This is a genomic window from Martelella sp. FLE1502 (genome assembly GCF_053484255.1).
Genome location: NZ_JBAKFQ010000002.1, coordinates 39897 through 52566 on the forward strand (window position 1 = coordinate 39897; position 12670 = coordinate 52566).

Sequence of the window (12670 nt, forward strand, 5' to 3'; positions counted from 1 at the left end):
CCAGAGCGGTTCCGCCTTTCGCGGAACGCGGAACCGCTCACTTTCTATGTTTTATGCAGTACCGGACGGTGAACCTTTGTCCGCTTCACCTGGCATTAATCTGAGGAACACCGCTCTCCGCGGTTTGTCATTTTGACAGGCGAACCACTTCGGACTTGTAGAAGTCGAGAGCCGCCGCACCGTCGATCCCCTTGGCATTGGCCGATTCGATCCATTTATCGGACCAGGTCTGTCCCGCCGCCGTCAGCTCCGCTTCGAACGCCTCCGGCGCCTCGATCACCTCGATCTTTTCTTCCCGCTCGGCCAGCGCCTTTTCCTCGATTCCGGTCCAGATGCTGCCGGCGCGCTCGGCGAAGGCGGCGCCCGACAGCGCGCGGATCTTCTCCTGATCGGCCGGGTCGATCTTTGCCCAGGTGTCGTCATTGATGAAGAACGAGAAGGTGGGCGTGTTGATCTTCAGGCGGGTAACGGTCGCCGATTTCGCCGAGGGCATCACGTTGAACGCCACGGCATCGGACGCCGGAATGCCGACGAAACCGTCGACCACGCCGCGCTGGATGAGTTCGGTCATCTGAACCGCCGGGCCGGCGACCACGGCCGAGCCTGCCTGCTTCAGGATTTCCGCCGTCGCGCCCGGCGTCGCCCACATCTTCATCGACTTCATGTCTTCGAGCGAGCGAATAGGCTCATCCGTCAGGGAATAGAAATCGGCGCCCGGCGCCACGAACAGACCGAGGAGCTCGACACCGTCATATTCGTCGTTGGAAGACAGGTATTTCTCGTAGGTGTTCCACAGCGCCAGCGAATTGGCCCGCCCGTCGGAAACGCCGGTGAACGGAAGCTGCGAAACCTGCGTTCCGGTGACTTCGTTCTCGATGAAGCCGTTCATCTGGATCGCGGCGTCGAAGACGCCGGCGCGCGCCGATATCAGCTGCTCGGGCGGCGGCGCCATAGTCTGCGGCAGGATGGCGACGCGGACGCGGGAATCGGTCGCCTCCGTGACATCCTTCGCCCAGCCGCCAAGAACGTCCTGACAGATGAAGTGCTGGGGCGGAAAGAAGCAGTTCAGCAAGATCCGCGTCTGTGCGCTCGCCGTTTGGGTAACGGCCCCGGTGAGGGCCATGGCGCCCGCGAGGGCGCATGCCAGTCTGCTCGTCGTGTTCATGTTGTTCCTCCCGTTTCGATTTATTGTTCAGGTTATGGCGTATTGGCGAAGTCCGGCAGCATGGTTGCGATGGCCGGAAACACCAAAATGAGAACAAGCACCGCGATGAGCGCCGCCACGAACGGCATCACCCCGACGAAGATGCTTGCAAGCCGGACGTCCGACATCACGCTTCGCACCACGAAGACATTCATTCCGATGGGCGGCGTGATGAGGCCGAGCTCGGTGACCATGACCACGACGATGCCGAACCAGATCAGATCGACATCGGCGGCGATCAGCGCGGGCAGGAAGACCGGCACGATCAGGAGAAGGATGCCGAGCGATTCGAAGAACATCCCGAGCAGCAGGGCGATCAGCGCGATGCTGGCCACCAGACCGAGGGGGCTGAGCCCCATATCCTCCACAAGGAACATCAGGTCGAAGGGCATGCCGGACAGATTGATGAACTGCGCGAAAACCAGCGTGCCGAAAATGATCATGAACAATGCCGCCGTCGTCACAGCCGCCTCGACCAGGATCTCCACCCAGACGGACAGGGAGCGCAGGCTTCCGCGCGCGAAGGCGATTGCCGCCGCGCCGGTCGCGCCGATGCCCGCGGCCTCGGTCGGCGTGAATATGCTGGCGTAAATGCCGCCGAGCACGAAGACGAAGAGAAGCAGCACGGCGATCACCGAACCGCCCGCGCCGCGTTTGCGCGCGGCCGGTGCGCCCGTTCTTGCGGGGCCGGCTTGCGGGTTCAGCGTCGTCCAAATCGCGACCGTGAGCAGGAAGGCGGTGACGAGAAGCAGTCCCGGCAGGATGCCGGCAATGAACAAGGTGCCGATGTCCTGTTCCGCGATGATGCCGTAGATCACCAGCGGAACCGAGGGCGGGATCATGATGCCCAGAGTTCCTCCCGCCGCGATCGTGCCGGTGGCAAGACGATCCGAGTAGCGGTAGGCGCGCATCGACGGCAGCGCCACCCGCGTCATGGTGGCGGCCGTCGCCAGCGAGGAGCCGCAGACGGCAGAGAAGGCGGCGCAGGCAAGCACTGTTGATTGCGCCAGACCGCCGCGAAGGTGGCCGAGCCTGGCGTGGGCGGCTTCGTACAGGTCCGTGGATATGTCGGCGCGGTAGATAAAGGCGCCCATGAGGACGAACAGCGGGATGATGGAGAGGTTGTAGTTCGTCGCCGTCTCGATGATCTGGCTGCCGGTCATGGTCAGCGCGGCCCCGAGCCCGCGCTGCAGGGCAAAGCCGGCAACGCCCACGAAAAGGGTCGCGAAGCCGACGCGGACACCGAAGAAACAGAGAAGCAGTACAATCGCGAAACCGATGAGCGCTGTCGTCATTTCTTGCGCACCGACGTGGTTATTTGCAGTCCGGCGGCGACGGCGCAGAGCACCGCACCGGGCAGAGACATCCAGGCGCTTGAGAATTCGAGAACGACCGTCACGCGTCCCATGCGGATCGCATCGACCCCGTTGCGCGCCAGCTCGACGCTTATCAGGAGGAGGCCGATGGTCGAGACGGCGCCGATGACGATGTCGCGCGAGCGGCCGAACATTCGCGACAGCGGCTGGTCGAAGACGTCAACCGCGATATGCTGGTCCTGATGGGAAACAAGCCCCATGGCGCTGAAAATGGTGATGGCCAGCATGACTTGGATGATTTCGGCCGCGCCGTAGATCGGCGCCGAAAAAAGGTAGCGGCCGACCACATCGGCAAAGGTGACCGCCATCATGGCGAACAGAAAGAGCGCGGTTATACCCCGCAACAATCTGAGGTCCCAGCGCGTCCTGGAAACGTCTGCTTTCATCTGGCGATATCCTCCCGGAACATCCGCCAGGTCTCCTCCCCCACGAATGTCCGTGTTCAGACTGCAGGAGTCTAAAAATTCTTGCAAATTGTATAATCGCAAGTTTTTATTCCCTTATGGAATACTAAAAACAGCAAGGAGCGCGCGTGAAGCTCGACCCCCGCCACCTCATTCTTTTTGCGACACTCGTGGAACAGGGGTCATTTTCGCGCGCGGGGCGGGTCCTGGGAATTGCCCAGCCGGCGGTCAGCAAGACGGTTGCCGCGCTTGAAGCGCGCCTTGGACAGGCCCTGTTGTTGCGGCGAGGCCGGCCGCTCGAGCCGACCGAGACCGGCAGGCAGCTGGCCGCCAGCGGCCGGCAGCTGCGGACGATCGTGGAGGACGCCTCGCAGAAGGCGCAGATGATCAAGCAGGGGCGGCTCGGGCGCCTGCGCGTCGGGGCGCCGCCGTTCTTCTGCGAGGACGTGCTTGCCCAACTCGTGCTGCGTTTCCATGATGAGAACCCGCTTGTCAGCTTCGAACTGGAGACGGGCTACGCGCCCGAGCTGCGTGATCGCGTGTTCGAGCGGAAACTGGATATCGCTCTGGTTCCGATGGCAACGACCGGCACCTCGGACGGCATGCCCCAGAGCCACCTCATGGATGTCACCCATGCGATCGTCGCCCGGCAGGAGTATCGCCTGCCCACGGATATCAGCCTGCGCCAGTTTTTCGATGAGGCGCTCTGGCTCGACCACGCCGGCGAGAGCATTCTGCAGAGCTACGCCCTCAACGCCTTCACCCGAATGGGCGTGACGCGCCGCGAAAGCGTTTCCTCCGTCAAATCCGGCAATGCGCTGTTCAACATGCTGCTGTCGATCGACTCGCTTGCCGTGCTGCCGATCGTGACCGTGCTCCCGCACCTTCGATCGCAACGGCTGAAGATCGTGTCGATACCGGCGGAAATGCCGATCGTTCCCTTCGGCCTCATAACGCACAACGCAATCGAATCGACGCCGCTCCTGAAAGCCTTCAGAACCCTTGTCGAAAACGCATTCGAGGAACTGGCACGGGACGCGGCCGCCGCCGCGAGCCGGTTCTGAGCGGCGCTTGCCGCGCTCCGGCAGAGCCTGTCTGTTCGGTTGCTTGAGGATTTCCGGTGAAAAAACCGGATCACCGGAAATCCTCTATCTTTTTATTACGCGCGTCCGGACGGAAAACCGGTATCCACTTTTCCTGGACGCGCTCTGGTCTCCAGACGTCGTTGCGGTTTTATCAAGACATCGCCGCCTGATGCCGGCGTCTTGAAGTCCGCGAGCGGGCGGTGGGGATGTGGACGGTGATACCGAGTTCAAGTCGCTTGTCGAAATTGCTGTCCAAGATTGATTCAAGGCGCTGTTTTTCGGGAGGGCCGTGGGTTTTCTGCAGTGCGCCCATCCCTTGGAACGCCGACTGTTAGTTTTCCCTGCTCGCATCACGTCGGAGGGCTGGCGGCGCCACCGGGATTACGCAACGCGATCGGTACGTTTTATCCGATCGCGGAAGGAGGATGATGCCGGTATAGTGGCTACGCCAATCCTCCAACTTTTCTCGCGCCTCGGCAAGGGTCGTGGACCAGTTCGCGTTCAGACATTCTGGATCGTGGCCGACTTTTGCGCCGCCGATCTCGTGCGGACAACCGGTTATCCCACCTGAGGCTCTAAAGCCGTGCAAACCATGTCGCAATCGACGGAAATGCGACGATCAGGGCGAGTGATACCAGCATGGCGCCGACGAAGGGCATGGTGCCCCTGAAGATATCCGAGACCTTCAGCGATCGGTCCTCGACGGCGGTCTTGATGATGTAGACCGACAGGCCGAAGGGCGGCGTCAGCAGCCCGACCTCCACGGCCACCACCGTCAGCACCCCGAACCAGATCAGATCGAACCCGGCGGCCTCTGCGACCGGAAGCGCAATCGGCAGCAGGATCAGCATGATCGAGATGGAATCGATAAGGCAGCCAAGCGCGATGATCAGCAGCAGATAGATAAGCAGGAAACCATAGGGACCGATCGGACCGGAGAGCAGGGTTTCGGCGAGATACCGCGGCACGCCGGAAAGCGCCAGCATGCGGCTGAAAAAGGTCGCGGCCAGGATCAGGAACAGAACCGAGACGGTAATCTGCCCGGTCTCGACAAGAAGCCGCCAGAACGAGCGCGGCGTCAGCGAGCGGCGCAAGAGCGCGATCAGCAATGCGCCAAGCGCACCGGCAGCGCCTGCCTCAGTCGGGTTGAGGAAACCGCCATACAGTCCGCCGAGCACCAGAACCATCAGGAAGACGATCGGCACGGCCTTGCGAACAAGCGCCAGCCAGCCGATTTCCTCTTCCTCCAGCACCGGCTTTTCCGCCGTGAAGACAAAATCCGGCTTCAGCCACGCCAGCAGAAATATGGTGATCGAGAAGGCGATGGCTAGCAGGACGCCAGGTCCGACGCCCGCGAGAAACATCCGGCCAACCGATTCCTCGGCGAGTACCGCATAGACGATCATCAGCAATGACGGCGGGATCAGCATGCCGAGAACGGACGAGCCGGCGACGACCCCGGTGGCGAATTTGGCGGTATAGCCATGGCGCGTCATTTCCGGCACGGCGACCCGGCTGAAGACGGTGGCAGACGCAATCGAAACGCCGGTAATGGCGGCGAAGACCGCGTTGGCGAACACGGTCGCGATGCCGAGCCCCGCGGTGATTCGTCCCATCAGCCGCTGGAACACGTCGAACGTATCCTTGCCGACCTTCGAGACCGTTACCAGAAGCCCCATCAGCACGAAGAGCGGCACGATGGCGTAGAGATATTCCCTGAGCGAATTGTTCGCGACAGCGCCGAGCATGCGCATGGAGACAACCTCGCCGCGAATGGCAGAAACGCCGACAAAGGAAACGAACAGCATGCTGACGCCGATGGGCATGCCGAGATAGATCAGCACCAGCAGGGCGGCGACCGCCAGACCTCCGATTTCAAGCGGACTCATGGTCGCTCCCCGGCTTTAAAAGAGGCGGCAATGTCGCCGACCGCCCGAAACAGAAACTCGCATGCGGCAACGGCGACCCCGAAAACGATGAAGGCGCGGAACGGCCAGACCGGCAGCGTCGCAATGCCGGAAACGCCGATATACTCCCCCGATGTCCAATCCTTCTGAAGGATCAGAAAGCTGGACCATGCTATGAGGCCGATCATCGCCGCGCCCGTCAGGTTGAAGAGCGCCGACAGTATGCTGCCGGCCACCGGCCGTTTCAGCCTGAAGCCGGGAAAGAAAATCTCGGTCCGGGCGAGCCTGTCGGCGCGGATGGTGGTGGCAAGCTGAAGCGACACGATCATCACCAGAAGAAGCGCGCCAAGCTCGGAGACCAGCGGCAGCGAGGAGCCCAGCAGGTTGCGCATGAAGATATCGGCGGAGATGACCAGCATCAGCACAAGAATGAGCACCGTGCCGAGCGCGGCAAGACCATCGACGAGGACCTGCCACGCCCGGGCAAGGGCGTTCGGGGAGCGCCCGCCGGGCTGGCGGGCGTTTTCAGTTGCGGACGACATATGCGTGCGCGCCTACTGGTCCCAGTCGCGCATGGGCGTTTCACCACGCTCGCGCAGGCCGTCCATATAGGCGCTCAGGAACTCGCGGGCGGGAAGTCCCTGCGCTTCCAGGTTGTCCGCCCATTCACCGGCAAGATCCGGCAGCATCGCAACCCAGGCTTCGCGCTCTGCCTCGGGCATCTCGACAAGCGTTACCGGCGGGTTCTGGTCCGCGCCCAACGCGACCATATCGGTCAGGGCTGCCTCATGGCCTTCCAGCAACTGCTTGCCGTGGGCCGCGGTATAATATTTGCCGGCCTCGATCATCGCATCCTGAACTTCTTCCGGCAGCGTGTCCCAGACATCGCGGTTGATCGCGATCGCGCCCGAGAAGGACACGGCCGCATCGAAGCGGTTGAGATAGGGCGCGACCTCATAGAGCTTCGCTGGCTTGGCTCCGAGCGCGAGCGTCAGCACGCCGTCGGAAACGCCGGTCTGGATGTCGGTGTAGAAGGTGGTGAGCGCGCCGTCCACGGCATTGGCGCCGGTGCCGCGCAGCCAAGTGCCGAGCACACCAGGGGCTGAGATCTTCATGCCCTCGATATCGGCGATGCCCTCGATCGGCTCCTTGGTATAGATGTCGTACATATCGGTGCCGGTCAGGCCGAGAACCTTGAGATTGTACTGTTCCCATTCCTCGCGGAAGGCCTCGTTGTTCTCCATCAGGTCTTCCATCACCTCGAGCTGAAGCTGCGGATTGGCGGTGGAGAACGGCGCATAGCTCGTTGCCTGGCTGAGCGGCAGCTTGGCCGGCTCCAGCAGCGAGAATACCCAACCGATATCGGTAATGCCTTCTTCGACGGATGAAAGCGTGGCATTGGCCTTGTAGAGCTGGCCGCCGAAAGCCTCGTTCCAGTTGATCTTGTAGTCGCCGGTCTCGGCGAGAATCTCATCGGCTTTTGCCATGAAATGGGTCTGGATCATGCCGACCCACGGGATCACCGTCGGGTGGCTGGAGGCCACCGTCAGGTTGATGTTTTCTTGCGCCAAGGCCGCCGAAGGTATCGCCAGCATGACGGCAGTTGTCAGTCTGAGAAAATTACGCATTTTTGCTCCTCCCGAAAGATGCGTTCAGTCCATCACGAATGTCTGTGTCGAATAATCGAGCCGGATTGAAACCCGCCCTTCATTGATCATCCAGGGACGCACCCTGAACCGTCTGGCACCCGCCTTGTGCATGGGATCATTGCGGGCGATTTCGGTCGCGGCTTCCGCACTTTCGGCGCGGATGACCACCATGCCCTCGCCTGCCCAGCGCTCGCCGTCATCGGAAAAGAGCGGGCCTGCGGCATAGAGCACGCCATCCCGTTCCAGCCCGACCTGATAGGCGAGATGGGCCTCCATGTTCTCAAACACCGGCCCCATGCCGTTCGTCGCTTCGGTGAAGATGGCGAACAGCTTTTTCTGCAGCATGGCCTTGCTGGCCTCCATCACGGCTGCTGCCGGAACGGTCTCTGTCTCTTGCATGCCGGTCATCTCCTCCCTCAGTCCGCGACGAAATGCGCGCGTCAGCCCGCCTTGCGGCGGGCAATCTCGGCGCGTATCTCCGCACCGTGCTGGTCGAGCAATGGTGGCGCGACAATGTCTGTCTCCACCTGCTCGTCGAAGCTGTAGGGCGGTCGCACCGTCTTGGTCTTCCCCTTTTCCGGGTGATCCATCTCGACGGCGATCTTCAGGTGCTGCGCCTGCGGATCATCGAGCGCTTCATCGGAATCATAGGCCGGCGCGTGGGGTACCCCTTCCTCAAGCAGCTTTTCGCACCATGCGTCGCGCGTCATCGACTGGAAGACCGGCGTCAGGATTTCGATGAGGTCATCCTGATGCTGGATGCGCTCCAGCCGTTCGGCAAAACGGGGGTCGTCGGCAAGCTGCTCCTGCCCTGTCGCCTTCAACAGCCCTTCCCAGAATTTGGCCGGCGAGGACATGTGGATCGCCACCCATTTGCCGTCCGAACACTCGAATGTGTAGCTCTGCGAAACGGTCGGCCGAGAGAGCGGGCCCATGATCTCGTCCACGGCGAAATAATGCGTGAAGCTGTCGAGGTTGAAATGGGTCATGGCCTCCAGCATCGAGATATCGATGCGGCGGCCCTTGCCGGTGCTTGCGCGCTCCAGAAGCGCGGCGAGAATCGCCATGGCCGCATATTGCCCGGTGAGCGCGTCGGCAATCGCGGGGCCGATGACCCGCGGATTGGTCGGCGGCGTCACAAGCCGCAGGAAACCGCTGGCCGCCTGGGCCACGGTATCAAAGGCCGGGCGGTCGCGCGCCGGGCCGGACTGGCCGAAACCGGAAATCGCGCAATAGATCAGATCGGGTTTGACCTTGCGCAGATCAGCTTCGCCCACGCCCAGACGTTCGGCAACGCCCGGCCTGAAATTCTGGATGAAAACATCGGCTGTCGAGACGAGATCACGCAGAAACGCCAGTTCGTCCGGATCCTTGGTATCGATCGCGATCGAACGCTTGTTGCGGTTATAGGTCTGGTAATGCGGCGAATAGAGACCGCCCTTGAAGGCGCGGAAGGGATCGCCTGCTCCCGGACGCTCCACCTTGATCACATCGGCGCCGAGATCGCCAAGATGCATGGCGGCGGCCGGCCCGGTGATATAGGTGCCGAGTTCGATAACCCTTATGTTCTTGAGAATCTTGACCACCCGGCTTCTCCCTATTCCGCGTTCTTGTCCTTGGGTTTCTCGCCGTCATATTCGATCGCAAGATCCGCCTTGTGCGACATGATGAAACCGATGGAACGCCGGCTCTCTTCCAGAAGGTGCGCGGAAAGACCGGCTGTGCGGGCGAGGATCGGCACCGCCTTCAACGCATCGACCGGCCAGCCGGCATCAAGGATTGTCGCCGGGATGGCGCCGGACACATTGATTGGCAGCGGACGGTTGACGATCTTGGGCGCGACATCGGCAAGCGCGCGAAGCGCTTCGATATAGCGGCCGGTAATGCCCTCCTCGTCGGCGATCGCAAGCAGCCTGTTGGCGCGCGGGTCGCCGCCGGAGTGCTGGGGATGGCCAAGGCCCGGCACCTTCTGGCGTTCGGCCTTGAGCTGGGTCACGGCTTCGGTTGCCGCCTTTTCGATATCGCCGCCCATCTTGTCTGCGGCCTCGACAACGGAGACGAGAAAGCGGCCGGCCTGTTCCGAAGACCCGGCAACCACGCTGCCCATGCCGAGAATGCCGGCCGCCATCGCGCCCTGCCAGGCATCGGGCCCCGCGGCAAGCGTCATGCGCGCGGCCTGGACGCTGGGGACGAGACCATGCTCGGCAATGGCCACAAGGCAGGAATCCATCATGCGGCGCTGGGCGGCATTCGGCTTTTCACCGGTCACGAGAAGCCAGAAATAGTCGCTGAAATCGATTTTGCCGATCAGGTCGTTGCACAGGTCATGGCCGCGCACGGTGATGCTGTCTGCATCGGATTCAGCAATTGCAGTGAAGGCGCCGTCTTGCTTTCCAATTCGCACAACAAACTCCTTTTTCGGTATGCGAAATAATTTCCTCTTGCCGAAATCGTAGAGAGCAATTAGTCTAGCGTCAAGTTGAAAGCGCAATGCCCGGTCAGGAGGATTGGCAAGCCGCCTTCATCGGGAGGAAGATCAGGTCCCGTACGGAGGGAATGAGCCTTGTTTTCATCACGCGGCTCACCCACTCTGGCGCCTTAGGGATCTTGTTCTTGAGGAAAACTGACGTGGCTGAAATTCTGAAATTCGTCGAAGACAGCGACAGGCCTGCCGAATTCGTGGAGGCGCTTGCCAAGGGGCTTGCGATCCTCGAATGCTTCGACGCCGCCCATTCCGAGATGACGCTGAGCGAGGTGGCGCGCCGCGTCGGCCTTTCGCCGGCAGCCGCCCGCCGCAGCCTGATCACGCTGCAGACGCTCGGCTATGTCGGCCAGACCAACAAGCATTTTCACCTGCGTCCCAAGGTGATGACCCTGAGTTCGGCCTTCTATTTCTCCGCTCATATCGACGAGGTGCTGCAGCCCAATCTGAGGGCGCTGGTCGAACAGTTCGGCGACGCGTCTTCTGTGGGCACGCTGGACGGCGATCATGTGATCTATGTCGCCCATGTCTCGGTGCAGCGCGCCCGCCGCGCCGCCGCCGTCATCGGCGCGCGCTATCCGGCAGGCGCCACCTCGCTCGGCCGCGTGCTTCTCGCCGGGCAGTCCGACGAAGCGCTGGAACATTATCTTCAGACGGCGAAGCTCGAGGCGCTGACCTCCAAGACCGTGACCGATCCGGAGGTTCTGCGCGAAAAAATCATGGCCGTCCGCGCCGATGGTTATGCGACGACCGTCGACCAACTCGACTACGGCATCACCGCGCTTGCGGTTCCCATCAGGAATTTCGAAGGCCGCACGATCGCGGCGCTTAACACCTCGGGCTACACCGGCATGGTGACGCCCGAAAGCATGATCGCAGAACGGTTGCCCGCGCTCAGGGAGGCGGCATCGCATATCGCGCATGCCATGAGCCGGTATCCGGTTCTGCAATCGACAATGGGAACCTGACCGAGGGAAAGGTTTTCCGCGCAGGTTCAAGGGAGGAGAAACCATGTGCAGGCTTTGTGACATTTCCAGACGCCATCTGCCCTACCCGAACTTCGGGCCCACAGGCGGCGGCATGGGCGCATCGGCCCACACCACGCCGGTTGCCGAAGGTGTTCCGGAAGCATGCGGCCGTGAAGGCCAGCGCACGCTGATCAGGAACGGCATTATCCTTTCCATGGATGACAGCGTCGGCGACTTCGAAAAGGGCGATATCCTGATCGAGGGATCGCGCATCATCGAAATTGCGGAAACCATTTCTGCGGACGACGCCATCGTCATTGATGCTTCCGGCAAGATCGTCATGCCCGGTTTCATCGACACGCATCACCATCAGTTCGAGACCGCGCTGCGCGGCCAGCTCGCCAACGCCATCCTCATCAATGACGGCCTGCCGGCGAACGCCCAGAACTATTACGAGACCGTGCTGCAATCCTTCTCCCTCGTCTACCGGCCCGAGGACGTCTACATCAACGAGCTGTTCGGCGCGCTGTCGCAGCTCGATGCAGGGGTGACGACGGTGATGGATGTCAGCCAGATTCACCACTCTCCGGCCCATTCGGATGCGGTGATCTCGGCGCTGAAGGATTCGGGCCGCCGCTCCGTCTTCGGCTATTTCGAAGGCTGGGGCGATGACGCGCAATATCCGGGCGACGCGGCGCGGCTGCGCGAACAGTATTTCTCATCGAACGACCAGCTCATGACCATGATCATGGGCGGCGAGATCTACCTGCCGTTTCATGAACAGTCCTGGAAGACCGGGCGCGATCTCGACCTGCCGATTGCGCTGCATGTGGTCGGCACATTCGGGATGCAGCCGACATTTGACGGGCTTGGCGCCAACGGCGCGTTCGGCGAGGACAATATCTTCATCCACATGACCGGCATGTCGGATGACGGCTGGAAATATGCCCGCGACGCCGGCGCCCATATCTCGCTGTCCGTGCCGATCGAAATGCAGATGCGCCACGGCACGCCGCCGATCCAGAAGGCCATCGACTATGGCATGAGCCTTTCGCTCTCCACCGACGTGGAATGCACGATGACAGCGGATTTCTTCACCCAGATGCGCGCCATGGTCACCATGCAGCGCATGTTCGCCAATGAAAAGGCGCTTGCCGGCGAGGAATATCCGGCCCTTCTGACGGCCCGCCAGGCAATCCGCGCGGCCACGATAGGCGGCGCGGAGGGCCTGAAGCTCGACCGCCGCACCGGCTCGCTGACGCCGGGCAAGGATGCCGACATCATCCTGCTCGACGCCGAGGCGCTCAATGTCGCGCCGCTCAACAACGTGCCCGGCACGGTCGTCACCCTGATGGAGCGCTCGAATGTCGACAGCGTGCTGGTGGCGGGCAAGGTGCGCAAATGGCAGGGCAAGCTTGTTGGCGCCGACATCGCCCATCTGCGTGGCGAACTGGAGAAGAGCCGCGATTACATTTTCGAAAAGGCCGGCATCGCCCGTTCGCTGTTCGGCGACTGAGAAGGCAGGCCGGGAGATGAGGGAATGAGCCCGCGCGCGGCGATTTCAACCGCGCGGGCTCTCAAGGATATCCGACAAG

General features: G+C 61.9%; 12 protein-coding genes. 3 read left to right on the forward strand and 9 right to left on the reverse strand.

The features are described 5' to 3' along the window. Window positions 1-127: 127 nt before the first annotated feature. Genes dctP through V6767_RS02095 form a run of 3 tightly spaced genes read right to left on the reverse strand, consistent with a single transcriptional unit; the run spans window position 128 to window position 2966 of the window. Window positions 128-1165: a TRAP transporter substrate-binding protein DctP gene (gene dctP, locus V6767_RS02085; protein WP_448471895.1), complete on the reverse strand. Its 1038-nt coding sequence runs from the start codon at window positions 1163-1165 to the stop codon at window positions 128-130. Window positions 1166-1197: 32 nt separating this feature from the next. Continuing rightward, window positions 1198-2499, reverse strand: coding sequence for a TRAP transporter large permease (locus V6767_RS02090; protein ID WP_448471896.1), 1302 nt, complete (start codon window positions 2497-2499; stop codon window positions 1198-1200). Continuing rightward, the gene (locus V6767_RS02095; RefSeq protein WP_448432634.1) at window positions 2496-2966 is read right to left on the reverse strand and encodes a TRAP transporter small permease; all 471 of its coding nucleotides are present in this window, start codon (window positions 2964-2966) and stop codon (window positions 2496-2498) included. The genes V6767_RS02090 and V6767_RS02095 overlap by 4 nt, the downstream gene beginning before the upstream one ends. A 146-nt stretch (window positions 2967-3112) precedes the next feature. On the opposite strand from V6767_RS02095, the gene V6767_RS02100 reads away from it, so the two are divergent. Beyond that, window positions 3113-4048 carry a LysR family transcriptional regulator gene (locus V6767_RS02100; protein WP_448471897.1) on the forward strand — a complete coding sequence of 312 codons (936 nt, stop codon included), beginning with the start codon at window positions 3113-3115 and terminating at the stop codon, window positions 4046-4048. Between the two features lie 596 nt (window positions 4049-4644). Here the strand turns inward: V6767_RS02100 and V6767_RS02105 are convergent. The 6 genes from V6767_RS02105 to V6767_RS02130 are packed head-to-tail and all read right to left on the reverse strand — an operon-like array spanning window position 4645 to window position 10029. Beyond that, on the reverse strand, window positions 4645-5958 hold the full coding sequence (locus V6767_RS02105) for a TRAP transporter large permease (protein ID WP_448471898.1): 1314 nt from the start codon (window positions 5956-5958) through the stop codon (window positions 4645-4647). Further along, window positions 5955-6518, reverse strand: coding sequence for a TRAP transporter small permease subunit (locus tag V6767_RS02110; protein ID WP_448471899.1), 564 nt, complete (start codon window positions 6516-6518; stop codon window positions 5955-5957). The genes V6767_RS02105 and V6767_RS02110 overlap by 4 nt, the downstream gene beginning before the upstream one ends. 12 nt (window positions 6519-6530) lie before the next feature. Next, window positions 6531-7604 carry a C4-dicarboxylate TRAP transporter substrate-binding protein gene (locus V6767_RS02115; RefSeq protein ID WP_448471900.1) on the reverse strand — a complete coding sequence of 358 codons (1074 nt, stop codon included), beginning with the start codon at window positions 7602-7604 and terminating at the stop codon, window positions 6531-6533. A gap of 24 nt (window positions 7605-7628) precedes the next feature. Continuing rightward, complete coding sequence (locus V6767_RS02120) at window positions 7629-8024, reverse strand: YciI family protein (RefSeq protein ID WP_448471901.1); 396 nt, start codon at window positions 8022-8024, stop codon at window positions 7629-7631. A 41-nt stretch (window positions 8025-8065) separates the two neighbouring features. Further along, window positions 8066-9211, reverse strand: a complete 1146-nt coding sequence (locus V6767_RS02125; RefSeq protein ID WP_448471902.1) for a CaiB/BaiF CoA transferase family protein — start codon at window positions 9209-9211, stop codon at window positions 8066-8068. Between the two features lie 11 nt (window positions 9212-9222). After that, entirely contained in the window at window positions 9223-10029 is an 807-nt protein-coding gene (locus tag V6767_RS02130; protein ID WP_448471903.1) for a citryl-CoA lyase, read from the reverse strand. Window positions 10030-10253: 224 nt separating this feature from the next. Between V6767_RS02130 and V6767_RS02135 the strand changes: the two genes are divergently transcribed. Both V6767_RS02135 and V6767_RS02140 read left to right on the forward strand, forming a co-directional pair. After that, window positions 10254-11075: an IclR family transcriptional regulator domain-containing protein gene (locus V6767_RS02135; RefSeq protein ID WP_448471904.1), complete on the forward strand. Its 822-nt coding sequence runs from the start codon at window positions 10254-10256 to the stop codon at window positions 11073-11075. A 43-nt stretch (window positions 11076-11118) separates the two neighbouring features. Beyond that, window positions 11119-12591 (forward strand): amidohydrolase family protein, encoded by a 1473-nt coding sequence (locus tag V6767_RS02140; RefSeq protein WP_448471905.1) that lies wholly within the window; start codon window positions 11119-11121, stop codon window positions 12589-12591. Window positions 12592-12670: the final 79 nt, after the last annotated feature.

Bases quoted from the DNA above. Each gene is read 5' to 3' on its own strand.
- dctP (WP_448471895.1), bottom strand. From the start codon at position 1,165: ATGAACACGACGAGCAGACTGGCATGCGCCCTCGCGGGCGCCATGGCC.
- V6767_RS02090 (WP_448471896.1), bottom strand. From the start codon at position 2,499: ATGACGACAGCGCTCATCGGTTTCGCGATTGTACTGCTTCTCTGTTTC.
- V6767_RS02095 (WP_448432634.1), bottom strand. From the start codon at position 2,966: ATGAAAGCAGACGTTTCCAGGACGCGCTGGGACCTCAGATTGTTGCGG.
- V6767_RS02105 (WP_448471898.1), bottom strand. From the start codon at position 5,958: ATGAGTCCGCTTGAAATCGGAGGTCTGGCGGTCGCCGCCCTGCTGGTG.
- V6767_RS02110 (WP_448471899.1), bottom strand. From the start codon at position 6,518: ATGTCGTCCGCAACTGAAAACGCCCGCCAGCCCGGCGGGCGCTCCCCG.
- V6767_RS02115 (WP_448471900.1), bottom strand. From the start codon at position 7,604: ATGCGTAATTTTCTCAGACTGACAACTGCCGTCATGCTGGCGATACCT.
- V6767_RS02120 (WP_448471901.1), bottom strand. From the start codon at position 8,024: ATGCAAGAGACAGAGACCGTTCCGGCAGCAGCCGTGATGGAGGCCAGC.
- V6767_RS02140 (WP_448471905.1), top strand. From the start codon at position 11,119: ATGTGCAGGCTTTGTGACATTTCCAGACGCCATCTGCCCTACCCGAAC.